The organism is Lactobacillus sp. XV31L, assembly GCF_059900865.1.
Window position 1 is genome coordinate 83,854 of sequence record NZ_JBWXGC010000003.1, and the last position, 24,096, is coordinate 107,949.

At 44.0% G+C, this 24,096-nt stretch carries 25 protein-coding genes, 1 pseudogene and 1 riboswitch; of the genes and pseudogenes, 2 read left to right on the plus strand and 24 right to left on the minus strand.

Features of this window, described 5'->3' with window-relative positions; translation table 11 throughout:
* Positions 1 to 11 precede the first annotated feature (11 nt).
* From hslU to AC2JF7_RS02950, 10 genes are all read right to left on the minus strand, one after another.
* Entirely contained in the window at positions 12 to 1,424 is a 1,413-nt protein-coding gene (gene hslU / locus AC2JF7_RS02905; protein WP_500726928.1) for an ATP-dependent protease ATPase subunit HslU, read from the minus strand.
* A gap of 14 nt (positions 1,425 to 1,438) precedes the next feature.
* Entirely contained in the window at positions 1,439 to 1,963 is a 525-nt protein-coding gene (gene hslV, locus AC2JF7_RS02910) for an ATP-dependent protease subunit HslV (RefSeq protein ID WP_500726932.1), read from the minus strand.
* Positions 1,963 to 2,889, minus strand: a complete 927-nt coding sequence (xerA, locus tag AC2JF7_RS02915) for a site-specific tyrosine recombinase/integron integrase (protein ID WP_500726935.1) — start codon at positions 2,887 to 2,889, stop codon at positions 1,963 to 1,965. Before xerA ends, hslV begins: the two co-directional genes overlap by 1 nt.
* A complete protein-coding gene (gene trmFO, locus AC2JF7_RS02920; protein WP_500726937.1) occupies positions 2,890 to 4,206 on the minus strand; it encodes a methylenetetrahydrofolate--tRNA-(uracil(54)-C(5))-methyltransferase (FADH(2)-oxidizing) TrmFO in 1,317 nt (438 codons plus the stop codon).
* An 89-nt stretch (positions 4,207 to 4,295) separates the two neighbouring features.
* The gene (topA, locus tag AC2JF7_RS02925) at positions 4,296 to 6,407 is read right to left on the minus strand and encodes a type I DNA topoisomerase (RefSeq protein ID WP_500726939.1); all 2,112 of its coding nucleotides are present in this window, start codon (positions 6,405 to 6,407) and stop codon (positions 4,296 to 4,298) included.
* Between the two features lie 68 nt (positions 6,408 to 6,475).
* Entirely contained in the window at positions 6,476 to 7,327 is an 852-nt protein-coding gene (gene dprA / locus AC2JF7_RS02930; protein WP_500726942.1) for a DNA-processing protein DprA, read from the minus strand.
* A 45-nt stretch (positions 7,328 to 7,372) separates the two neighbouring features.
* A complete protein-coding gene (rnhB, locus tag AC2JF7_RS02935) occupies positions 7,373 to 8,134 on the minus strand; it encodes a ribonuclease HII (RefSeq protein WP_500726944.1) in 762 nt (253 codons plus the stop codon).
* Positions 8,131 to 8,970, minus strand: a complete 840-nt coding sequence (ylqF, locus tag AC2JF7_RS02940) for a ribosome biogenesis GTPase YlqF (RefSeq protein ID WP_500726948.1) — start codon at positions 8,968 to 8,970, stop codon at positions 8,131 to 8,133. The genes rnhB and ylqF overlap by 4 nt, the downstream gene beginning before the upstream one ends.
* A 50-nt stretch (positions 8,971 to 9,020) precedes the next feature.
* On the minus strand, positions 9,021 to 9,251 hold the full coding sequence (locus AC2JF7_RS02945) for a YozE family protein (protein ID WP_500726950.1): 231 nt from the start codon (positions 9,249 to 9,251) through the stop codon (positions 9,021 to 9,023).
* A 4-nt stretch (positions 9,252 to 9,255) separates the two neighbouring features.
* Positions 9,256 to 10,116, minus strand: coding sequence for a DegV family protein (locus tag AC2JF7_RS02950; protein ID WP_500726952.1), 861 nt, complete (start codon positions 10,114 to 10,116; stop codon positions 9,256 to 9,258).
* Between the two features lie 122 nt (positions 10,117 to 10,238).
* Here AC2JF7_RS02950 and trhA point away from each other — a divergent pair, with 122 nt between their 5' ends.
* Positions 10,239 to 10,904 (plus strand): PAQR family membrane homeostasis protein TrhA, encoded by a 666-nt coding sequence (gene trhA / locus AC2JF7_RS02955; RefSeq protein WP_500726954.1) that lies wholly within the window; start codon positions 10,239 to 10,241, stop codon positions 10,902 to 10,904.
* A gap of 8 nt (positions 10,905 to 10,912) precedes the next feature.
* Here the strand turns inward: trhA and AC2JF7_RS02960 are convergent, their stop codons facing one another.
* Positions 10,913 to 12,112: a CCA tRNA nucleotidyltransferase gene (locus AC2JF7_RS02960; protein ID WP_500726957.1), complete on the minus strand. Its 1,200-nt coding sequence runs from the start codon at positions 12,110 to 12,112 to the stop codon at positions 10,913 to 10,915.
* Between the two features lie 94 nt (positions 12,113 to 12,206).
* Between AC2JF7_RS02960 and AC2JF7_RS02965 the strand changes: the two are divergent.
* Positions 12,207 to 13,094, plus strand: a pseudogene (locus AC2JF7_RS02965) (YitT family protein).
* Between the two features lie 31 nt (positions 13,095 to 13,125).
* Here AC2JF7_RS02965 and AC2JF7_RS02970 read toward each other — a convergent pair.
* From AC2JF7_RS02970 to AC2JF7_RS03030, 13 genes are all read right to left on the minus strand, one after another.
* Positions 13,126 to 14,379, minus strand: a complete 1,254-nt coding sequence (locus tag AC2JF7_RS02970) for a tetratricopeptide repeat protein (protein ID WP_500726959.1) — start codon at positions 14,377 to 14,379, stop codon at positions 13,126 to 13,128.
* A gap of 123 nt (positions 14,380 to 14,502) precedes the next feature.
* Complete coding sequence (gene hbs / locus AC2JF7_RS02975; protein ID WP_500726961.1) at positions 14,503 to 14,778, minus strand: non-specific DNA-binding protein Hbs; 276 nt, start codon at positions 14,776 to 14,778, stop codon at positions 14,503 to 14,505.
* 183 nt (positions 14,779 to 14,961) lie between these two features.
* Positions 14,962 to 16,272 (minus strand): ribosome biogenesis GTPase Der, encoded by a 1,311-nt coding sequence (der, locus tag AC2JF7_RS02980; protein ID WP_500726963.1) that lies wholly within the window; start codon positions 16,270 to 16,272, stop codon positions 14,962 to 14,964.
* Between the two features lie 58 nt (positions 16,273 to 16,330).
* Positions 16,331 to 17,536, minus strand: a complete 1,206-nt coding sequence (gene rpsA, locus AC2JF7_RS02985; protein ID WP_500726965.1) for a 30S ribosomal protein S1 — start codon at positions 17,534 to 17,536, stop codon at positions 16,331 to 16,333.
* A 72-nt stretch (positions 17,537 to 17,608) separates the two neighbouring features.
* On the minus strand, positions 17,609 to 18,283 hold the full coding sequence (gene cmk / locus AC2JF7_RS02990; RefSeq protein ID WP_500726966.1) for a (d)CMP kinase: 675 nt from the start codon (positions 18,281 to 18,283) through the stop codon (positions 17,609 to 17,611).
* A 41-nt stretch (positions 18,284 to 18,324) separates the two neighbouring features.
* On the minus strand, positions 18,325 to 18,834 hold the full coding sequence (locus AC2JF7_RS02995; RefSeq protein WP_500726968.1) for a LysM peptidoglycan-binding domain-containing protein: 510 nt from the start codon (positions 18,832 to 18,834) through the stop codon (positions 18,325 to 18,327).
* A 106-nt stretch (positions 18,835 to 18,940) separates the two neighbouring features.
* Positions 18,941 to 19,624: an ECF transporter S component gene (locus tag AC2JF7_RS03000; RefSeq protein WP_500726970.1), complete on the minus strand. Its 684-nt coding sequence runs from the start codon at positions 19,622 to 19,624 to the stop codon at positions 18,941 to 18,943.
* Between the two features lie 85 nt (positions 19,625 to 19,709).
* Positions 19,710 to 19,826: riboswitch (FMN riboswitch) on the minus strand.
* Positions 19,827 to 19,855: 29 nt separating this feature from the next.
* Positions 19,856 to 20,575, minus strand: coding sequence for a pseudouridine synthase (locus tag AC2JF7_RS03005; protein WP_500726972.1), 720 nt, complete (start codon positions 20,573 to 20,575; stop codon positions 19,856 to 19,858).
* Entirely contained in the window at positions 20,575 to 21,183 is a 609-nt protein-coding gene (gene scpB / locus AC2JF7_RS03010; protein ID WP_500726974.1) for an SMC-Scp complex subunit ScpB, read from the minus strand. The genes AC2JF7_RS03005 and scpB overlap by 1 nt, the downstream gene beginning before the upstream one ends.
* Positions 21,173 to 21,913, minus strand: coding sequence for a segregation and condensation protein A (locus AC2JF7_RS03015; RefSeq protein ID WP_500727132.1), 741 nt, complete (start codon positions 21,911 to 21,913; stop codon positions 21,173 to 21,175). Before AC2JF7_RS03015 ends, scpB begins: the two co-directional genes overlap by 11 nt.
* The gene (locus tag AC2JF7_RS03020; protein WP_500726976.1) at positions 21,900 to 22,265 is read right to left on the minus strand and encodes a reductase; all 366 of its coding nucleotides are present in this window, start codon (positions 22,263 to 22,265) and stop codon (positions 21,900 to 21,902) included. Before AC2JF7_RS03020 ends, AC2JF7_RS03015 begins: the two co-directional genes overlap by 14 nt.
* 9 nt (positions 22,266 to 22,274) lie before the next feature.
* Positions 22,275 to 23,174 carry a site-specific tyrosine recombinase XerD gene (xerD, locus tag AC2JF7_RS03025; RefSeq protein WP_500726978.1) on the minus strand — a complete coding sequence of 300 codons (900 nt, stop codon included), beginning with the start codon at positions 23,172 to 23,174 and terminating at the stop codon, positions 22,275 to 22,277.
* Positions 23,167 to 24,054, minus strand: a complete 888-nt coding sequence (locus tag AC2JF7_RS03030; RefSeq protein WP_500726980.1) for a CvfB family protein — start codon at positions 24,052 to 24,054, stop codon at positions 23,167 to 23,169. The genes xerD and AC2JF7_RS03030 overlap by 8 nt, the downstream gene beginning before the upstream one ends.
* Between the last annotated feature and the right edge of the window lie 42 nt (positions 24,055 to 24,096).

A 24,096-nucleotide genomic window follows, 5' to 3' on the forward strand; every position in this document is an offset into this window, starting at 1 on the left:
CATCGCCTTTGTTAAAGGATAAACTTAGTTAAATCTTTATTGGTTATTATATCACTAAGTTTTTCATTAACATACGCTTGGGTTATTGTTATTTCGCCCATATTCATGTCAGGTCCTTCAAAAAGCACGTCTTCAAGCAACTTTTCCAAAATTGTTGACAAGCGCCTGGCACCGATATTGTCGGTCCCCTGGTTAACGTCATAGGCGATTTGAGCAACCCGGTCGACGGCTTCTTGCGTGAAAATCAACTTGATGCCATCAGCATGCATCAGTGCTGCGTATTGTTCCAGCAGAGAGTTTGCCGGATCCTTTAGAATTTTTACAAAATCATCCTTGCTCAAGGCATTTAATTCTACTCTGATAGGGAAACGCCCCTGCAGTTCAGGAATTAAATCACTCGGTTTGGATTCAGAAAAGGCACCGGCTGCGATAAAGAGAATATGATCAGTCGACACTGGACCATACTTGGTCTGCACAGTGGAACCTTCAATAATCGGTAAGATGTCGCGCTGCACACCCTCACGTGAAACTTCTCCAGAAGTCTTTTTGTTTCCTGCAGTAATTTTATCAATTTCATCAATAAAGATTATGCCATTGTTAGTTGTACGTTCGATGGCACTTTGATAGATTGCGTCATAGTCAACCATCTTCCGGGATTCCTCCTGGATCAAGACCTCGCGCGCATCCCTGACTGCTAAAGTACGCTTAACATGCTTTTTGGGAACTAGTCCACTTAGCATGGAACTCATGTCCATGCCCATTTGTCCCATCATATCATTCATGGGATTAACCTTAGGAGCTTGTTCAACTTCAATTGTAACTTCACGCTCCTCCAGCAGACCCTTGCTCAATTGCTCAGAAACACTCAAACGCTCGTTGCGAATTTCATCAGTTATTTCTTCTTGGTCGGGGTCTTGATCATTGTTAGCACTTGGCTTACTAGACATCATCATTGACATCATGTCTTGCAGCTCTTGCATTTGATTTACCCGTTTTTCACGTTTAATGCCAGGAACGAGCAAACGCACCAGAGTCTTATTAGCTTCTTTAGCAGCTTGGGGACGAATCCGGTCAAATTGGTCTTTTTCTTCCATACGGACAGCTTCATTTACCAGATCCCGTACCATTGACTCCACGTCCCGGCCTACGTAACCAACCTCAGTAAACTTAGTTGCCTCTACTTTGACAAAGGGAGCCTGAACAATTAGTGCCAGTCGGCGAGCAATTTCAGTCTTGCCGACACCAGTTGGACCAGCCATCAACAAGTTTTTAGGCGTAATGTCCTCACGCCAGTTAGATGTGAGCTGCATGCGACGATGACGGTTGTACAAGGCAACAGCGACAGCCTTTTTGGCTTCATCCTGACCAATAATGTATTGGTTGAGTTGGTTGACAATCTCTTTAGGCGTTTTAATCTCCATCAATTACACTTCTTTCCTTAAAGTTCATCAACATTAATTTGATTGTCTGTAAAGACATCAATGCCAGATGCAATCTCAACAGCTTCACGGGCAACTTCTCCTGCTGACATTTCTGCGGCATGCCGCGTCATTGCAATAGCTGCTGCTTGTGCGAAGTTGCCACCTGAACCAATTGCCACCACATTTTCATCTGGTTCCAGCACTTCCCCATTCCCTGAAATCAGCAGTAAATCTTGCTCATTAAATGCGATCAACATAGCATTCAATTTCTGCAGCGTTGCATCTTTGCGCCAGGCCTTCGCCATTTCTACGGCTGCACGACGAAGGTCGCCTCCAAAAGATTCTAGCTTGCCTTCCAGCATTTCCTGCAAGCTGACCGCATCAGCTACCCCGCCTGCAAAGCCAATAATAACCCGATCATGGTAAATCCGGCGAATCTTTTTGGCGCTTGCCTTGGCAATCACCTTTTCACCCAGAGTAACCTGACCATCACCCGCAATTGCGGTTTTGCCATTAACCTTTACTGAACATATTGTTGTCATTATTTTGCCTCATCTTTCTTGTCATTACGTGAAAAAAACTGGTCATAGTTCTGTTGCAAGTGACTCATCGTCACATGCGTATATATTTGTGTAGTCGATAGGTTGCTGTGCCCTAGGAGCTCTTGCACGCTGCGCAAGTCAGCACCGTTATTAAGCATTGCGGTGGCAAATGAATGACGCAATTCATGGGGATGTACCTTGCCATTAATGCCGGCACCAGCAAATACCTGCTGCATAATGTACTCAATACCGCGGGCAGTCAAGGGGTGCCCCCGGTTATTCAAAAAGACCAGTCCTGAATCTTCTTGCCCCGCCAAAAGTTTCGTGCGTCCACTAGTCAAATAGTTGACTAGTGCCTTATAGGTTCGTTCATCAAAGGCCACATAGCGATCCTTGCCACCCTTGCCATGGACCAAGATCACCTTCAAGGTTAAGTCCACTTGCCCAACTTGCAGCTCGCTGACCTCGCTAACCCGCATGCCCGTCGTATAAAACAAGGTGAACATGGCCAAATTGCGCATCGCCAATGGGTCACTGCCATTTAGAAAAGACAGTACCTGCTTAATTTCACTTGGATAAAAGAACTGGGGCAGTTTATGTTCCCTAGTCCGCAAGGTGATTGTTTGCGTGGGATCAACTTGTACAAGCTTGCGCCGGGTTAAAAAATGATAAAAGGATCGCATGCTCGACATTTTGCGGGACTGGGTGGTTCGAGCTAGTTTGCGCTGAGCAAGGTCCTGTAAAAGAATCTCAACATCGCGCCTAGTTACCTTATCCCAGCCATCAAAGCCGCCATTATCTTGCCAAAACGTCCTTGCCTCAAGCAAGTCGGTTTGGTAGGACTTGACCGTCTTAGGACTGTAATGCCGCTCATTTTGTAAGTAAGAAATGAACAGCTGTATGGTCTTGTCTTCACCAGCAATCATTTATCCCAGCACTTCCTCTTTGAAGTCAGTCAATCTTTTTAGACTACGCTCACTGATCTTGGTGTGCCGATCCCGTTTGTTGCGGATCTTTTTCCCTTCTAGCCCAGGTATCAGTGCAAAACTGGCATTCATGGGTTGAAAGTGCTTAACGTTAGTCGTGGTGACATAGTTTGCCAGTGAGCCCAGGGCAGTTATTTTGGGAAAGGCCACAGGACTTTCCCCACAAGCTTCTCGGGCTGCATTAATGCCTGCAACCAGACCACTTCCTGCACTTTCAACATAGCCTTCTACCCCAGTAACTTGCCCAGCAAAAAACAAGCCTGCTTGCTTTCTAGTTTCATAGGTATTGGTTAACACTTCTGGAGAGGCCATATAAGAGTTTCGGTGCATCTTGCCGTAGCGAATAAAGCGTGCATGGGCTAGACCAGGTATCAGCGAAAACACCCGTTTTTGTTCACCATACTTGAGGTGGGTTTGGAATCCAACGATATTATACATCGAAGCAGCCGCATTGTCTTGACGCAACTGAACCACAGCATAGGGCATTTTACCTGTGCTTGGATCTTCCAAGCCAACTGGCTTGAGCGGGCCAAAGAGCATTGTCTTAGCACCACGTGCAGCCATCACCTCAATTGGCATGCAGCCTTCAAAAACATCTTCTTTTTCAAAGCTGTGCATTTCAGCTGTTTCAGCTTCAACTAAGGCCTGGGCAAAAGTTTCGTACTCCTTTTGCGTCATTGGACAGTTGAGGTAGGCAGCATCACCGCGATCATAGCGGGATTTTTTATAAACAATATTTTGGTCAATTGAGTCAGCAGCAATAATTGGCGCTGCTGCATCAAAAAAGTGCAGGCTTTGCACACCAGAAAGTTCTTGGATTTGAGCAGCTAAAGCAGCACTAGTCAAAGGGCCAGTCGCAACAACCGTGATTCCGTCTTGAGGCAACTCGGTAACTTCTGCGCCGTGAAAAGTCACATTAGGCAGTTCGTGGAGCTTAGCTGTGACATATTGACTAAAATTCTCGCGGTCAACTGCCAAGGCCCCGCCTGCTGGGACTTGGCAGTTGACCGCGGCCGCCATAATCAGGGAGTCGAGCTGGCGCATTTCCTCCTTTAGCAGTCCAACGGCATTAGCCAATTGGTTGGACCTCATTGAATTCGTGCAAACCAATTCTGCCAAATCTCCCGTTTTATGAGCCGACGTCATCTTCTGCGGGCGCATTTCATAAAGGTCAACCGCAAGACCGCGCTTGGCAATTTGCCAGGCAGCCTCGCTCCCGGCGAGACCGCCACCGATTACAGTTACACGTTTAGGCATAATTTGTGTTCCTTTACTAAAAATATTAAATATTATTATATAAAAAGAATATCATCAAATTCCTCAAGATTGATGATATTTACTCAAATTTAACCTAATTTTTCAGTCTCTGCTTCACGGGGCTCTTCTTTATAATCGCCATGAGGGCAGAGCACGGTAATTCCCTTTTTGCTTCTTTTTTCAACTAAGAAGTGACCATCGTTAGGACAATTGCGACTAATTGGCTTATCCCAGGAAACAAAGTCACATTCTGGATAGCGTGAGCAACCATAAAATTTGCGGCCTCGCTTGGACTTCTTTTCTACTACGTCACCCTTGCCACACTTAGGACAGGTGACGCCGACCTTTTTGACTATTGCCTTAGTGTTGCGGCAATCTGGGAAGCGCGAGCAAGCGTAAAATTTGCCATAGCGGCCCATTTTGATCACCATTGGGGCCCCACAGATATCACAGTCAAAGCCGGCTGGCTCATCTTTAATCTGTACCTTTTTAATGTCTTTTCCAGCCTTGTCCAGTTCTTTTTTGAATGGATGGTAGTAGTCATCAATGACCTTCACCCAGTTTTTCTTGCCCTCTTCAACCCGGTCAAGATCACTCTCGAGCTGGGCGGTGAAGTCAGTATTGACAATGTCAGGGAAAAATTTCTCAATCAAGTCATCAACAATCTCGCCTAATTCAGTTGGAACAATAGCCTTGCCTTCTAGTTTGACATAGTAGCGACGTTGAATCGTATCGATCGTTGGCGCATATGTCGAAGGCCGACCAACGCCGTTTTCTTCCAGCGTATGAACCAAACTGGCTTCTGTATAACGAGCTGGTGGCAGCGTAAAGTGCTGTTTGTTGTCGGACTTGGTCATCTTGACTTGGTCACCATCTTTGAGGTCAGGCAATTCAATCGTCTTTTCTTGTTGGTTGTCGTAAACCTTGGTAAAACCAGCAAACTTCATCTTTGAGCCCGTGGTCCTGAAGACGACCCCATTTTGTTGAACATCGGCCCTAATCGTATCATAAACTGCTGGAGTCATTTCACTAGCCACAAAGCGAGACCAGATCAGCTTATACAACCGGTATTGCTCCGTGGTTAAAACCGACTTGAGCGAGTCAGGCGTCCGGTAGACGCTAGTGGGACGAATGGCTTCATGGGCATCTTGGGCATCGCCCTGGTTTTTAAAGTGTCTGGCACCCTTAGCAGCATATTCCTTGCCATACTTCTCATTTAAAAATTTTGATGCTTCGGCCTGAGCAATCGGTGACGTCCGCTTGGAGTCGGTTCGCATATAGGTAATTAAACCCACAGTCCCCTGCTTGCCCAAACTGATCCCCTCATATAGCTGTTGAGCAATACTCATCGTTCTGCGCGTCCGGTAATTCAACCGCTTGTTAGCTTCCTGCTGCATTGTGGACGTTGTAAATGGTGCTGCAGGCTGGCGACGACGTTCACGCTTGACAACATTGGCAATTTGAAAGTTCTTTTTCTTGTCAATCTTGGCCAAAACAGCGCGAACAGCCTCATTATTAGGCAGGTCCTGCTTCTTGCCGTCAAGGCCCCAAAATTGGGCCTTAAAAAGCTTGGTCTTTAGTTTAAATTCAGCATCAATAGTCCAATACTCTTCGGGTTTGAAGTTCTTAATTTCCTTTTCGCGGTCAATCACTAGCTTAAGGGCAACTGATTGGACACGTCCAGCACTTAAGCCCTTCTTCACCTTTTCCCAGAGAATAGGCGAAAGCGAATAACCAACAATCCTGTCCAAAATACGCCGAGCCTGTTGGGCATTAACTGTGTCCATATCAATTGACCGGGGATGCTTAAAGCTGTTTTTGACGGCATCCTTGGTTACTTCATTAAAAGTGACCCGATTCTTGGCTGTGTCATCCAGGTTTAGGGCATGGGCCACATGCCAAGCAATTGCTTCGCCTTCACGGTCGGGGTCAGATGCCAAGTAGACATCTTTAGCCTTCTTTGCTTCTGCCTTTAATTCCTTGATCGTATCACCCTTGCCGCGAATTGAAATATATTTTGGCTGGTAATTATTGTCAAAGTCGATGCCCATCTGCGATTTGGGCAGGTCACGAATATGCCCTTTAGATGCAATTACATGAAAATTGCGCCCTAGGTATTTTTCAATGGTCTTGGCCTTGGCAGGCGACTCAACTATTACTAAAGTTTTTTTACGTTTCTTTGGCTTTGACTTCGTAGGCATCAAAAGCCTCCTCAATTAAATTTATTTTATTTTGTTAAATACTAGTCTGAGAATAGAATATTTACCAGCTACTTGTCAAATCTTTCTGGCTGCAAGTGAAAATCAGTGATTGGATTTGCTCCAGCTTCGATTAACTTGTTGGTTCCTGTCGATAAAGCACTAGTGATCGGACCCGGAACCGCATAAACGTCCCGGTTTTCCTGAAGCGCCAGGTTGGCCGTAATCAAGGATCCCGACTTTTCCTTAGCTTCAGTTACAACCACGCTGTGGGCAATTCCGGCTAAGATCCGGTTGCGCTCTGGGAAGCGGAAGGGCCGTGGGGGCGTATCCGGTAGATATTCACTGACCAATAAGCCCGAACGGCTAATCTGCTCTTGAACGTGATAATTTTCCAGTGGATAAAAAAAGTTAAGGCCGTTGCCAATAACTGCAACCGTCTTTCCCTTGTTCTTCAAGGTTGCCTCGTGAGCCATTACGTCAACGCCTCGTGCCAAGCCGCTGGCAATTACCCAGTCATGGGCAATTAAATCCGGGACTAGCTTGTCCAAGACCGCTTGGCTATATGAAGTAGCCAAGCGCGCGCCTACTACTGTAACTATCTTTTCTTGGAGCAGGCTGACATCGCCTTGGGTAAACAGAATCAATGGTGGTCGATAAATTTGCCGTAATTTTTCTGGGTAAGCGTCATCAAAGAAGCTGACAACTCGGCATTGCCTTTTAATACGGGCAACTACCTTTTCGGCTTCCGGGTCACTATATGCCATCCGGCATGCCCTTTTTAAATTGCTTGGTAAAGTCAAATTCCTAATGGTCTGCATATTGATGTCACCATCGTCCAACTGACTAGCAATTTGTAACATCTTAACATAACCGGTGCCTTTTTGTAATTTTAACCGTAAAAGAAAATCTGTTATGTTCATAAAAAAGCCTCCTAATTTTATGTACGTAAAAAAGGAGGAACTTTTTTATTTGTTAGAGAAGAAATCACTCACTGGGGCAAAGGTCTTGCGGTGAATTGGCGTGGGGCCGAAATCTTTAAGAGCGGCAAGATGGTCTTTAGTGCCATAGCCTGCATTTTGATCAAAGCAGTATGCTGGATAAAGGCGGCCATAGTCTTCCATCAATTTATCTCGAAAAACTTTTGCGACAATTGAAGCTGCAGCAATTGAATTCGACTTTGCATCCCCTTTAATCAGCCGCACCTGGGGCAAGTCTACGGGTACATCCATCGCATCGACTAAGAGTGCGTCTGGTTTAACATCCAAGTTATTCACTGCTTGTGCCATTGCCAGGCGGTCAGCCTCATAAATATTGACTTGGTCAATTACACGCGCATCTTTGACGCCGACGGCAAGACTTACCGCTTTTTGCAGGATCTGAGGGTATAGCTCTAGACGCTTTTTGGCAGTCAGTTTTTTGGAGTCGTTAACATCAACCAAATCAAAGGATCTGTCAATTACGACAGCAGCAGTAACTACCGGTCCTGCTAGCGGTCCGCGGCCAACTTCATCTACGCCGGCAACACTTTGTCCCTTAGCCCAAAACTGCTTTTCATAGGCAAAACGCTCTTCAAACGCGGCCTTTTTTTGAGCTAACTTGGCCTGACGTTTGTGGTAGTTGACCAGTAGCTTCTGCACTCCAATGCGCTCATCCTGGGCTAATTGCCCAAGCAGGTCAGGATTGACTTCTCCTTGTGCTAGTATTTTTTTAATTTCTATTATTGTCATAAGCGGTCCAGGGTGATTCTGCCAACCTTGCCCTTGCGCAAGCGCTGCAAAAGATACAAAGAGAAACGGTCATAATCATCTCGCATTCCATATTCTTGGGTAAGGGCCAAGAGCAAATCAGGATCATTGACTTGTTCCACTTCAGCCTTGGGCGAACGTGCAAATTTAACTAAATCAGCCAAGTAATATTTGCGCAGGCAGGCCAAAACAAAGAGACTGACGTCATCAGCACTAAAAATACTGTCCTTAATTGCCCCAAAGGCAGCCAGCTTGAAGCCCACATCTTGGTCTTCAAACTTAGGCCATAAAATTCCTGGCGTGTCCAAAATTTGAATATTGGACTGGGTCTTCAGCCATCTTTGCCCCTTGGTGACTCCAGGCTTGTTGCCCACTGCAGCAACATTATGACCAACCAGCCGGTTGATGATGGTCGACTTGCCGCAATTAGGAACACCCGCCAAGGCAATTCTGATCACTGGGTCCGAAGCCCCCTTGGACTCCAACTTACTAATTTTTGCAGCTGCTGCCTTTTTAATCATGTGCACCACGACCTGCATGTTGTTAGCATGCAGAGAGTCAAGTGCCATTACATACTTATCCTTGCCAGCCAAAGTCTTTTGCCATCTTTTGGTCATTATTGGATCAGCCAAGTCAGCCTTATTCAAAATAATCAGGTGGGGGTTGTTACCCACTAGCTCTTCAATCATCGGATTGCGCGATGACTGTGGAATGCGAGCGTCCAGAACTTCAACCAAAACGTCAATCAGACCCATCTTGTCTTCAAGCTGGTTGCGGGCCTTGTTCATATGACCAGGATACCATTGAATTTTAACCATTACTTTTGCCTTCCATAATACTAAAAGGTTCCGCAAAAAGGGAACCTTGCTTAATATGACATCTTTTCTTGGTACATCCGGTATGCTTCATCAAAGATGCCCATGCTAGATAAGTACCCCGCATTTAATTCTAAGTAGTCAGACAGCTTTTCGTAGTCTTGCTCTTGCTTGGGAAAGGTCTGATCATTCTGGGCATTATTTGCAAACTGTGCAACGTCGCTATTCAAATCTGCACTGAGCTGCGTCATTAAATAGCGGTAAAAACTTTCTCGGTATGCCAATTAGTTACTCCGTGTAATACAAGATTGCATACGCACCCATTCCGGCATGTGTTGCAATGATTGGGCTGGTCTCGCGGACCAAGACGTCAATCTGAGAATTGATTTCTTTGATTTTTTGAGCCAGGTCAAGCAGTTTCTGTGGGGTATCACCCAAGGCAACGTAAGAAATGCCTACCTCTTTGATTTTTTCTTGGTTGGCTTCAATATCATCTAGGACCCGTTGATCAAAGGCAGCAGAAAACTTTTTGCCCCGGCCCTTCTTGGCTATTTTAAGGCTGCCATCAGGCATCTGAAGTTCAATGCGAATATTGAGCAGGTTGGCAATTTTGCCCGAAATTGGTCCCAGACGACCACCCTTGATAACATTTTCGAGGTTGACAATCATCATATGCAAGCGCTGGGTCTTTTTGATGCTCTCAATATGCGCCAAGATTGCAGAAACATCCTTGCCCTTTTCAACATCGCGGGCTGCTGCTAATACTTGAAAGGCTTCAGCCCTATCCGTTAGCTGCGAGTCCACAATGTGGACCTTTTCTTCTTTTCCAGAAAGGGCCACTGCCTGTCTTGCAGCATCGACTGTGCCGCTCAAGGCCTTGGCCAAAAAGATTCCAACAACTTCACTTCCATCTGCTGTTAGCTCATTGATAAGATCAACGAAACGTCCAATAGGTGGTTGACTGGTTTTAGGCAATTCCACAGACTGACTCATCTTCTGGACAAATTCTTGCCTGGTAATTTCAACGCCATCTAAGTATGTGTTGCCATCAATCAATATTGATAGCGGAATAACGGTAATATGATATTTTTCTATTTCTTCTGGCGTTAATTGCGCTGAAGAATCGGTCAAAATTTTAATTTCTGCCAACGTGTTTGTCCTCAATTCTGAATTGCTTGCTTACATTTTATGATAGAATGTGAACTGTATCAATTATAAATTATTATAGCAAAAAAACTAGTGAAAAAAGAAAGTGAATGGGTAGTTTTACCATGAAACTAAAGGAAATTTGGCAAGAACCCCAAAAAAGACCTAAAACTTATTATATTCTAGACAACATTCTCAGTGCTGTTATTCACGGTATCGGATTTGTTTTAGCATTTATTGGTCTTATTCTGCTGGTCGCAAAAGCTATTTCGACCCACAGCAACATAAGACTAATTACGTTTACAATTTATGGCGTCTGTTTGTTGCTTTTGTACCTGTTTTCGACGCTTTTTCACAGTCTGATTTTTACCAAGGCGCGAAATGTCTTCCAGATCTTTGATCATTCGTCCATCTTTCTCTTGATTGCTGGCTCTTATACCCCATACTCCCTCGTCACACTCGGGGGAACTTCGGGATGGCTGCTTCTAAGTCTGGTCTGGCTGCTAGCAATTTTTGGTATTCTCTACTACATCTTTAACCGCGGCAAACACGTGATTTTAGATACTATCTTATACGTAGGGATGGGCTGGCTGGTCGTGCTCGTGGGCAAGGAATTAGCCGTAAAGCTAGATCCAACTGGCTTTTGGCTACTGGCTGCTGGCGGAGTTGCCTATACCGTAGGGGCATTTTTCTACACTATGAAAAGAATACCCTTTATTCACGTCGTCTGGCACCTATTCGTTATTTTAGGCTCTGCCCTTATGTACTTTTCGATTTTGTTCTACGTATAATTTTAGGTCTAGTCAATATAGTTCAAGAAAGTCTTGATGGCGTCTGCGGAATTTTCTAACTCTCCGGCCAGCACTTTTTCCTTAATCGTAGTTAGCAAGTGGCCCAACTTAGGTCCTGGTTCAAAGCCAGCTCTAATCAAAAAGCGGCCATCAACAGCCAACTCTGCCGCGGACTTGATTGGAAGTGCCATATAACGGTCGACCAAGACTTGGGAGTTGATTGGTTGGCCCAAAATGTGGGCCACGTCGATCGTGTTGAACAATGTTTCTTTGCCTGCTTCAAACAACTCAAAGTTTGAGGGCGGCCGCTCTGAAAGCAGGTCAAACAAGGAAACAATCTTTTCCACCCGCATCGTCATAGCATTGGAATTCTTCCAGTCACGCATAAACTTAGCAATTTGGTCATTTTGAATTTTAAGCAGAATGATGATAACAGCCCATAAGCTAGATTCAACATTGGGACTAAATTCTAGGCCTGAATATACGGCCAGCAAGTCTTTCTTCCCTGTGAAATCAGGTACCCCCTCACTCAGCTTCGTCTTCAAAAACACACGGAAGGCAGCCCGTGAATTAGGTCCAATGCCCATCTTGACAAACTCATCGCGGATTCGCTCAATTGAAATTTTAGGCAGCAAGTGGTGGAGCTCAGTGACTGCTTCTTCAGTTTCAGTGTCCAGTTTAAACTTTAGCTGACTCATAAAGCGGACCGCACGCATCATCCTCAAGGCATCTTCATGAAAGCGTTCCAAAGGGTCGCCCACAGCCTTGATAATGCCTTGATGCAGGTCACCCAGGCCATCAAACAGGTCAATAATATTGCCCTGTGTGTCCATGGCTAATGCATTGATGCTGAAGTCGCGCCGCTTAAGGTCTTCGCTTAAATTTCGAACAAAAGTTACATGGTCCGGTCGGCGGAAGTCCTGGTAACCAGACTCAGTTCTAAAGGTAGTTATTTCATAGCTGGCACCCTGGTATAAAACTGTCACGGTTCCATGTTTGATTCCCGTGTCGATGGTTTTAGCAAAGATGGACTTGACTTCCTGCGGGTAAGCACTGGTTGCAATATCGATGTCGTGAATGTGTCGCTTTAGCAACAAGTCACGAATTGACCCACCCACGAAGTAGGCCTCGAAACCAGCCTGTTCAAGTTCTCTTAAAACTGGCAATGCCGCCACAAAAATGGGAGGCAGGTTCGTTATTTGTATCATTAGTTAATCAACTCTTTTGTTAGTGTATATGTAGTTAAAATATGTTACGGTTAAAGCATTGTACAATAGGATTTGTAAAAGAGAGAACTTAATTATGGCAAAAATTAATAAGAGAAGCGTTTTTGAATTGACCATGATTGTGCTCGGCTATGCCATCTAGGGCTTCAGTCTGGACATGATTTCAGCGCCCAACCAATTAACAGACGGTGGTATCAGTGGTGTAACATTGCTGCTCCGGCATTTCTGGGGCATCAATATGGGCCTTTCTTCGCTTTTACTAAATATTCCCTTAATCATCCTTGGCTACCGCTTTATGGGCAAGCAGTTATTGGCCTACACTATCTGGGGAACCTTGTGGCTCTCTTTTTTCTTGTGGTTTTGGCGCTCTGTTCCTATTATAGACCAATTAAACCTAGAACACGACCTCTTCTTATCAGCAGCTCTTGCGGGTACGCTCTCTGGTTTGGGGTTGGGTCTAGTCTTTCGTTATAATGGCACCTCGGGCGGTACCGACATCCTTGCCCGTATTTTACAAATCAAGTACGGCGTTTCTTCTGGTAAAGCTCTCTTGTTCTTCGATGCTCTGGTCCTCTTTGCTTCCCTTTCCTATCTAGACGTTAAGCACATCATGTACACCCTAGTTGCATCCTTTATCCTTTCACGGGTCATGGATGCCGTACAGCAAGGAGCAACTTCTGCACGCGGTCTGCTAATTATTTCTGAGCGTTATGAGCAAATTGCCAAAATGATCGATTTAAAATTGGAACGCGGTTTCACCTACCTTAAGTCTAGCGGGGGATACAGTCACACTGACCGACCAGTAATCTATCTCGTTGTGTCACCGCGCGAAGTTCCCTCTGTCAAAGAACTGATTGCAGCCGAAGATCCCCAGGCCTTTGTAAGTGTTGTTGCAGTTCATGAAGTCTTGGGAGAAGGATTTACCTACAAGCAGAAGCGGGAGCATTTTATAATCCGTAAATAAAAAGTCGCATCTGCGACTTTTTTTCTAGCAATTATAATAGCTCACTGTATTTTTCTTGCAACTCAGTGTCCTCAGGTTCTAGCTTTAAATAGCGCGCCAGCAACTGCTTAACGATAGCAGTCGAATCGGCCTGGCAAGTAAAGAATCGGATCATCTGCTTCAAAAAGGCGGCGTCATCCTTAAAGGCTGGGTATGCCAAGAAAAACTCACTCCTGGCCTTTTCATTCTGGTCCAGATCCTGGTAAGACAGGGCAGCGTTCCAGTGAAATTGCGGTTCAAGGTCCTCTTCATCAATATGGCTAATCAGGTCAAGGTTGTCCGTACTTCGCCGCTCATGTACATACAGATTGGACAGCTGCATGCAAAGCGAGATGTTTTCAGGTAAGAATTTTAAGCCCTTTTGCAGCAAGTCTTCCGCAGTTTTAGCGTCATTCAGATTTAGGGCAGCACGTGCCCCTTTTTCATACAAAACTGAATCGAGTTCATTATAGGCAATTCCAGCCTGGGCACAGCGCAAAACCTGCTCATTGTCATGTTTATGCTCATAGGCAGTAGCTAGGACACGGTAGGCGTTAACGTAATCTGAACTCTGGTCAAGCACCTCGTTTAAGTATTTGATGGCTTGGTCTTCCTTGTGCACTGCAAGCAAAACAAGCGCAGCCTGGTATTTAGTATCAATGTCTAACAGGCCACCACTATTTTGATTAATGACTTGGCTGGCCTCTTCATAGCGACCCAATTTCGCTAAAGTTTCAAACAACCGGTCTTCTAGACTAACTTCACCAAAGTGTTTTTGGCGCTTAAGCAGGTCTGTATACCGGGCTAATGCTTGGTCATAGTGTCCCGTCGAATAATCCAACTCGGCCAGGCCAAATTTAACTGCATCTTCTTCAGGCGCTATCTGGGCTGCTTCAAGCAGCTTATTATAGGCTGTCTCAAGCAACCCGTTAGACTGGTAATAGTCCGCTTGCACTAAGAGACTATCTAAGTATGAAGATGAGGTCGACTGAATCGCATAGAGCAATGTCAGGCCATCATCTTCTTGGCCATCATTTAACAGAATTTCGGCCAGGTAAATTTTAAAGAGGTCTTCGCGGGGAAAACGGGCGATTAGACTGCGATATATCTCCTTGGCCAAGTCAGTAAAACCAAGGCCCGTTAAGCTTTCAGCCAGTGAGGCCAAAACTTCCGCTTCGTCATTGTCCAACGCCTTTTTCAACAAGATTTTTTCTTGAGAAAAGTCTTGTTGCTCAATCGCATCAAGCAATTGTTCTGAATAAGTCATGTTAATCCTCCCTTTTATGTCAGATGCACGCAGCATTTGTAAGGATAACCCAGCCTTAAAAAAATATCAAATAAAAAAGATGATGGCTAATGCCATCATCTCTTTTATGTAAAAACCATTAAATTACTTAACAGCTTCCTTGAGAGCCTTGCCTGGTCTAAATGCAGGAACAACACTTGCTGGAATTTCGATTTCTTTTCCAGTTTGTGGGTTACGACCCTTCCGAGCTGCACGTTGACGTACTTCAAAAGTACCAAATCCAATCAATTGAACCTTTTCACCGTTAGCAAGTTCCTCTTGGATTGAACTAAAAATTGCATCAACAGCCATAGCTGCGTCCTTCTTAGTCAAGTTAGTCTTTGCTGCAACTTCAGTTACTAATTCAGCCTTATTTGCCATCTGGTATTCACCTCCCTAAAATTGAATCTCAAGTTGAGATTCAAAGCCTATTCCCCAAAAGAGGAACAAGGAATAAATGACTATGAGTAATCACATTTCCTTGTTTTCAAAATAGCACAAAATAACTAGTACAACAAGCTTTTTCTGCAAAAATAAGCTTTTTGTGGCAGTTCCAGAGTAAAATTATTTTCTCTTCCGGGCGATAATCTTAATGGGGGTCCCTTCAAAGTCAAAATTGTCGCGCAATTGATTAATCAAAAAGCGCTGGTAAGAAAAGTGCATCAATTCAGGATCATTGACAAAGACCACAAATGCCGGTGGCTTAACTGAAACCTGGGTCATGTAGTAAACACGCAATCGCTTACCCTTAATCATCGGCGTCGGAACCAGCTTGCTGGCTTCTAGCAGCAAGTCATTCAAAACACTCGACTGGATACGCTGAGTTTGATTGTGGTAAACCTGCTTGACCATTTGGGGCAATTCAGTGATATTTTGGCCGGTCTTAGCAGAAACAAACAAGATGGGCGCATAGTCCAAGTATTGGAACTCTTCCCGAATTGTTTGCTCAAAGTCCTTGCTGCTAGTACTAGTCTTTTGTGGCAGGTCCCACTTGTTGACTACAATAATAATACCGCGACCAGCATCGTGGGCATATCCAGCCACGTGCTTGTCTTGTTCTCTAATGCCGGTACTTGCATCCAAAATCATGCAAACCACGTCAGAGTGCTCTATAGCACTTTGAGCACGCATCACAGAATACTTCTCCGTTTTTTCATAAACCTTGCCGCGTCGTCTGATACCAGCAGTATCAACTATCCGATACTTGGTCCCATCTTCATCAGTAAAGGGCGTATCAACGGCATCACGTGTCGTACCCTCTTCATTATTAACAATCACACGTTCAGAACCAACCAAACAGTTAACAATTGATGACTTGCCCACATTTGGACGACCAATAACACTGAAGGAAATCTGGCCTTCGTCTTTGGTATTCAAGTCCTGGGGCAATTCACTGACAATGCGGTCAAGAAGGTCACCGATACCAGTTCCGTGAACACTGGAAACAGGAATGGGATCACCAAAACCGAGGCTGTAAAAGTCATAGATATCCATTCGCTGCTCGGGGTTATCTGCCTTATTAACAGCTAAGATAACGGGTTTTTTAGTGCGGTACAGCATCTGGGCAATGCGCTCATCCAGATCAGTTAAGTGGTTGGTCACGCTGGTCAGAACTACAATAACGTCAGCCTCATCAATCGCTATCTCTGCTTGGGCCCGAATTTCGTCTTCAATCCGGCCGTCCTCCCAGGTAATTCCACCTGTATCAATCAAATCAAACTTATGCCCTAGCCATTCTGCTTGGGCATAGTTGCGGTCACGGGTAACGCCCGGCTTGTCTTCGACAATTGCCAGGCGTTCATTGATAATCCGGTTGAAAAGCGTTGATTTACCGACATTCGGTTGTCCCACAATTGCAACTACGGGTAAAACCATATTTTCAGCCTCCTTAAAATAAAAAAGCCGACTTAAGCAAGTCGGCTTTTTATTACAACTAACGACGATCTTTTAGTTGGTCACCAATAATGTCACCTAAAGCAAAGCCACTGTCATCATTGTTCATGTACTTATTATTAACCGAGCTATGGTTGTATGAACTATGTGAATGTGAACCTTCATTGTCGGAACCTTTAGAATCAACTGCCTTCATTGAAAGAGAAATTCTACGGTCACTTGGATCAATATTTAAGACCTTGACTTTAACTGTCTGGCCGACCTCTAAAACATCACTAGGTTGATCTACGTGCTTGTATGATATTTCTGAAACGTGGACTAAACCTTGGATACCATCAGCAACTTCGACAAATGCACCAAAGTTAGTCAAAGACTTAACCTCGCCTTCAAAAATGTCGCCTTCATGCAAGTCTGCGGTTGCCTGTTCAAATGGGGAAGGTTCAGTCTGTTTAATTGAAAGGGAGATGCGATGTCTATCATCATCAATACCAATTACTTTGACCTTAACATCCTGACCAGTCTTTAATACATCGCTAGGCTTGTCAACGTGCTTGTATGAAATCTCGGAAATGTGAACTAAACCATCCACGCCACCGACATCAACAAATGCACCAAAGTTAGTCAAACGGGAAACTTTACCTTCAACTACATCGCCAACAACTAATTGTGATGAAACCTTATCGAAAGCTTCTTCACGCTCTTCTTCAATCAAATCCTTATGAGAAAGGATTAAGCGATTCTTGCTTGGATCAATCTCAGTAATCTTAAGCTTCATGGTCTTGCCAATAAATGGTTTAAGATCTGAAACGTAGCGATTAGAAATTAATGAAGCTGGCAAGAATCCTCTTGTACCAACATCAACTAGTAACCCACCGCGTACTGATGAAGTTACAGTACCTTCGATTGTATTACCTGCTTCAAAATCTTTTTGCAATTCGTCGTAGGCTTCTCTTTCCTTTAAGCGGGTAACGGAGAAGAAGAATTCACCATTCTCCTTGTCGCCACCAGCTTTTCTCAAGACTAAAGCCTTAAACTTGTCTTCTGGCTTAACTGCTGTGCGTAAGTCAAGGTTGCGATCTAACGTGAATTCACGACGAGGAATCACACCTTCGATACCAGCATTGGTTACGCCAACATCGATTTGACCTTCTTCAACGTCCAGGACTTCAACATCTACAATATCGCCGACCTCAACTCCTTGCATTTGCTTTAGTGCATCTAAAAATTGATTACTGTTTTCTGACATTATTTACCTCCCAATATCATACCCTAATTTTAAATGAAAGTTAGATTTTTTTCTACTCTTTTAGCACCTTTTTTACAGTTTTTTTTGACTTTTTTCGATTTGAGCCAATATTTGGGCTACAACTTGGTTAATTGTCATGTCAGTTGTATCAATTTCAGTTGCATCCGGAGCTTTTTTTAAGGGAGAAACGCTTCGGTGTGAATCCTTATAATCTCGCGCTGCGATGCTTTCTTCGATTTCAGCTAGCGTTTGCGTGCTTTTAATTCCCCTTTCCTTGAAATCAAGCATCCTTCTCTTTGCACGTGAATGAGGCGAGGCCACCAAGAAAATTTTGACTTCGGCTTTGGGCAAAACGGTCGTACCAATATCGCGCCCATCCATCACCACGTTCATTTTGCCAGCCATCTGTCTTTGCAAACTAACCATTTTTTGGCGAACTCCACTAAGGGCTGCAACTTCAGACACATTGGCTGAAATTTCGGGTGTTCGAATTTCCTGAGAAATATCCTTGCCGCCAGCATAAACTCGCTGTTCACCGGCCACAATTTTTAGCTCAATGCCAGCTTGATCTACTGCTGCCAGAATTCCTGCCTCATCGTTATAGTTTACTTTGTTAGCCCGTGCTATGACGGTACAGGCGCGGTACATCGCACCTGTGTCAATATATGTAAAGGCTAATTTATGCGCAATAATTTTTGCGACTGTACTCTTGCCAGCTGAAGCTGGCCCATCAATTGCTACTTGCATTAAAATCAAAAAGGGGCACTAAGTCCCCACCCTTTCTATCGCTATTTTAATTTAAGAACCTGACCAACATTAACCTGGCTATCCGCAGTAAGATCATTTAGTTGAGCAAGCTCGCCTACACTCATATGATACTTGTTAGCAATGCCAGTCAAAGAATCACCCGTCTTTACCAAATATTGCTCAGGCGCAGCTGCTACTTTGGGAGCTTTCCTTTTAATTCGTGTTTTTTTCACATGCTCTGTTTTAGGTTTGGTCTTAGTTTTAGGTTCAAGTTTGGTCTTGACTTCTGTTTTAGGTTTGGGTTTAGGCTCCTTAACAGAAGTTTTGGAAGCGGCTTTTTGCCGCTTAACTGTTTTCTGGACCTCGACCACCTGGTGACCACCTTTTGCGCTTGATGCCAAATAGTGAACAACAGGCACCAATGCTACAAGCACAACTATTATGAGGACCTCAATGATAACCCATTTGCGTGACACTGACCTATAAGTCATTGTCCGCGGGACCGTCGGCCGTTGGTAATGCTTATACGGGCCTGCTTGTTTTTCATTCATCTAAAAACCTCCTACACCTAACTTGTTTAATTTTAGCATAATTAACTTATAAAATGGATAAAAAAATAGGCCAGTTAAAGGCCTATTTGCATTTATTAAGTTAAAACTATTTTTTTAAGTTGAAATACTTGCGGACAAACGGCTTTAAACTCCTCAACACCGTCTCAAACAACAGGTAAACCACTAGTCCATTAATCGCACCCTTCAGCAAGTTAAATGGAGCAATAATGCCAAAAATATAGGCACTCATTGACGGTATGTGGAGCAACTGGCCCAAGTAAACCTTCTCAGTGAAATTGAGCAAACCGCCATAGCCATGAATTGCTGGCAGGTTAGTAACTGTGGTGACGGCATAAAAAGGTGTTAAGACAAAGGCGTTTAGCGTTGCCAAAACTACTGTCATGGCAATAATGCCAAGTATGATGCCAATCAACGGCTTTAAGTAACGATTTCGGGTACTTTTTTCATTGCTGCTGATTTTTTTGGTCACATAGTAGAAGGGCAAGGCAAATGAAATTGATGCAAAAAAGGCGGCAAGCTGACCAACTATACTTGGCAAAGCAAAGCCTCTGGTAATAAGGTGGATGAGCATCCGCACAAAGGCAATGAAGATACCAGGGCCAGCACCAAACAAAAAGGTACCGATGGTAATAATCACGTCTGAGAAGTCAAACTTCAAGAAACTTGCCACAGGCAGTGGAAAGGCCAATTCCATCAAAATATACGATATCGTCCCAATCAGCGCATAAGCAATAATATTAGCCAAGTTACTAGCACTTTTTCTTTTCAAAACACTTACCTCCAAAAAATAATCGGTCTGTTGCTCCTAGCAACAGACCGATTAAAAGTAAGCCAATATCTTAGCTTCTAGTTTAGCCTGTCTTCTTTCATCTAGACTTTAACTATCGGTATCTCAAAATAGATTCCACCACTTGCGTGGGTCGTGGACTTGCACCACCGGTCGGGATTTTCACCCTGCCATGAAGACAACAAACTTAAATATTCAATTAATAAATATATACTAGTCTACCTGCTTTAATCTGTCAACCTCAGCATGCGTCAATTCCCGGTACTGACCAGACACAAGCGAATCTAAGGTTAAAAAAGAATATTTCTCACGAGACAATTTCTGCACTTGGTGACCTACTGCCTTAAACATTTTTTTCACTTGGTGGTAATGGCCTTCATGGATAGTGAGCTGGACAATTTGCGTCTTCTTTTTGTGATCAGTTCGAATCACTTTTACTTTTGCTGGAGCAGTCTTGTGTCGATCAATTTCCAAGCCGCGACTAAGGCGGGTAATTTCTTCCGGCAGCAATTGACCTTCAATTTTAGCTATATAAACTTTGGCCACCTTGTTGCGCGGGTGCATCAAGAGGTTGGCCAAGTCGCCATCGTTAGTCATTAATAACAGGCCCGACGTGTCATAGTCGAGCCTACCAACAGGATATAAACGGTACGGCAAATCTGCAAAGTAGTCTACTACTGTTTTTCTGCCCTTGTTGTCACTGGCAGTTGAAACCACCCCGCGGGGCTTATAGAAAATATAAGTATGCAAGCTTTCACGTTCAATTGGTTCCCCATCAACTGTGATGTTGCTAAAGGTCCCAACCTTGGTTCCTAACTGGGTAATTGTCTGTCCATCAACTGTCACCCGACCTTGCGTAATCATTTTTTCAGCCTTGCGCCGTGAGGCAATTCCAGCCTCAGCTATTATCTTCTGCAAACGTTGTAGTGCCATTATTCTTCTCCTTCTTGGGCTTGAGTTAAGCCCTTGTCAGCTCGCCCGTTAGCTGTAAACAAGTCTATTTCATTATTATCATTAATACTGCCATCTTCAAAGTCTTCAATTAAAGGCAGGTCGGCCAGACTCTGGTAGCCAAAATATTGGAGAAAATAGTCGCTGGTGCCATACAAATTTGGGTGACCCGGTGCATCCTTCTTGCCCTTAACCTTGATTAAGCTACGCCAAATCAAGGTCTGTAGTGCTCCTGAAGAATTTACTCCCCTAATTGTATCAATTTCAACCCGGGTAATTGGCTGCTTGTAGGCGATAATCGCAAGAATTTCAAGAGCCGACTGACTCAAAGTTTTGGCCATGTCCTTTTGAAAAAAATTGGCAACTATTTCTCCCACTTCAGGTCGGGTTGTCAGCTTATACTTATGGTTAAGGTGCAACACTTGCAGACCAGAATCTTGATTTTGGACTAATTTTTCGGTCAATTTTTTAGCTAGTTCCCGAAGTGCTGACTGTTCAACCTGCATTAATGCGCATAAGTCTTTACTGGCAATGCCGTTATCGCCAGCAATATATAGTAAGGCCTCTAACTGTGCTAATTTACTCACCATTTTGCTCAATCCCTTCTAATTCTAAATCACCAAAGGTTCGAGCCTGCTTGACCTTAACTGCACGCTTCTTGCATAATTCAAGGAGCGCTAAGAATAAGCCAATCACATCAGATAAGCTTGTCATCTGCTTACTACAGGAAAAAAAACTAATCCGCTGGTGGTGGGCTAATTCTTCTTCTAAGTATTCAATCATTGCACTTACAGGTTTTTCACTGCTTTTAACTGCTACAATGTCCGGATTTCTTATCTTTTGCCGCTGTAAAACCATGGCAAAGGTACGGGCCAGGTCAGCGGATGTGATCTGACCTAAGGGCAAGGGCTGCACCTCTTCTGTTTGGGGTGTGCTCTCCTCCTTGGCAGCTGTAATAGGAATTTCATCATTGCGCTGCTTTAAGTATGATGAAATTTTCTTGAAAATAGAATATTGGATTAGCTGTTGCACTAATTCTTCACGAGGATCCTCTAGGGGTTCATCTTCACCAGTAAAATCGTTTTGGGGTAAGAGCGATTGGGACTTGATGCGCAATAGCATCGACGACATCACAAAATACTCACCAGCAATGGTCAGATTAAGCCGCTGCATTTCGTGCAAGTAAGCCAAGTACTGACTGGTGATTTGCGCAATAGGTATATCGTAAATATCAATTTTTTGTGACTTGATCAAATGAAGCAGCAAGTCCAGCGGCCCTTCAAAATTGGGCAATTCTAGTGTTAAGTTACTGGTCATGATTCTTTTTTTTACGTAGGTACTTCATTAAATATATATATTCAGGTACGGCTGTCACTCTTTTTTGCGGATTGCTGGCTGCAAGCTCCTGGACCATCTTGGCTTCATACTTTGGCAAGCGGTAATCAGGTGCAAGCGAGAGATAGCGGATAACAATAAAATACTCACTTGTTTGTGTGCCAATTAGGCCAATAAAATTTGGATCCTTCATCCTATACAAATAGAGGCAAAATTCTTTACTGTTCTTATTCAAGCGAATCTCATCTTTCAAGTTGTCCAAGTTTTTGAAGTCAGGAAGGTAGGATAAGAGGCCCATTGCTACCTTTTCTTTGTCATTTTTGCATTCAATTAACATGTTGTTCACCTATATTCGCGGATGAGTCTTGCGATATACTTCCAAAATATGTTTTTGGGACAAGTTAGTATAAATCTGTGTGGTACTGATGTCAGAGTGTCCCAGTATTTCCTGGACCACCCGCAAGTCAGCCCCATTCTCCAGCAAGTGGGTGGCAAAGGTGTGTCTCAGAGTGTGAGGGGTAACATTCTTGTGGATGCCAGCTAAGAGGCAGTAGCGCTTGATTATCTGCCAAACGGCCTGCCTGGTCAAGGAACCACCACGGCTATTAAGAAAAATGTAGTCATTGTTCTTACCCACATGCAGCAGCAAAGGGTCCCGGACTTCTGTTTGGTACTTCTTAATCCAGGAAATAGCCACCTCACTGATTGGAATTAAGCGTTCCTTGGCACCCTTGCCAAAAACTTTCAGCAATTTCAGATCTTCATGCAAATCAGCGAACTTGAGATTAATCAACTCGCTTACCCTTATTCCAGTTGCATACAGCGTTTCAAGCAGCGACCGGTTGCGCAAGCCCAATTTCTGTTTAACATCAGGCTGTTCAAGCAATTTTGTCACTTCTTCAACACTCAAGGTAACAGGCAAGCGGTGATCTTTTTTAGGTGAATCAATCTCTAGCATCGGATTCAGCTTTTGGATATTTTGCCGAACCAACCACTGGTAAAACTTGCGCATGCTAGAGATCATTCGGCTAATTGAGCTAGTGGCCTTGTTTTGATCCCGCAAGCCCGCTAAAAAGGCATCGATGTCGACTGCTTTAGTAGGCCAGGAATTAATGTTTTCCTGTTTTAAAAAAGCCAAAAATGTGGTCAAGTCTTGCCGGTAAGCTGCAATTGTATTTGCGCTTAATCCACTCTCAATCTGGCTGTAGCGCAAATAGTCTTCAACATTTTCACGTAAGTCAGTCATTTTCAGTAGCTTCAGGGTCCTTAATTAGGGTAATGATGCCTGCTTCCTTATCTTCGACGATGTATCTCCCCTTGAGCAGGTGGCCTAGCGCCCGCTTAAAGGCCGACTTTGAAATGCCAAAGTACTGCTTAATTTCACCAGCGTCAGACTTGTCGTAAAAAGGTAGGGTCTTGGATTCCTTTCTTCTTAGACTCATCAAAATCATCTGCGCATCGTCATCTATTTCTTCAAAAGCTCGCGGCAAGCAGCTCAAATTCAGACGGCCATACTGACTGACGCCTATTACACGACCCTTAAACTGCTCTCCCAGCCGAAGTGGTCGAGCCATTTGCGAAGAGTGAACAAAACTCAAGTAGTAGTCACTAGTAATCACAAAAGCACCGATTTCACGGCTAGAATATACTGTACCGAAAACATCTTTATTTTCCATATCATTGGGGAAATGTGCCGCAAGTTGTTCAAAAATATTCTCATCAGCAAGTTTAGCCCAAATTCGGTCCTTAGCGTCTGTTTCCAAGTGGACCAAAAGTTGATCATCCTTGCGCGGCCAAAGACTTTTATTAAAGGGCAGGTCGTCAACTGAAAGGACAACATCCTTGTCTGGCAAGCCAATATCAACAAAGACGCCCAAGTCTGCTTTGACTTCGGTCACCTTGCTCCATCCATACTGGTCAGCCTGAGCAAAGGGCAAAAACTGAGTCATTTCCCGCTTATGCTGCTTGTCATCATATAAAAAGCCTTCTACTTCAGTGCCCAATTCTGGTTTTTCTTCTTGAGTGATTTCCTTGCGCTTCAGCTCATAGGTAACCCCATCCACTTGAACATAATATGAATCCTCATTTTGATCAATTATTTTACCCGTTGAAATCATGCCCAGCATTGTAACTACTCTCCTAAATTCATTTTATCTTTTACCAAGTAT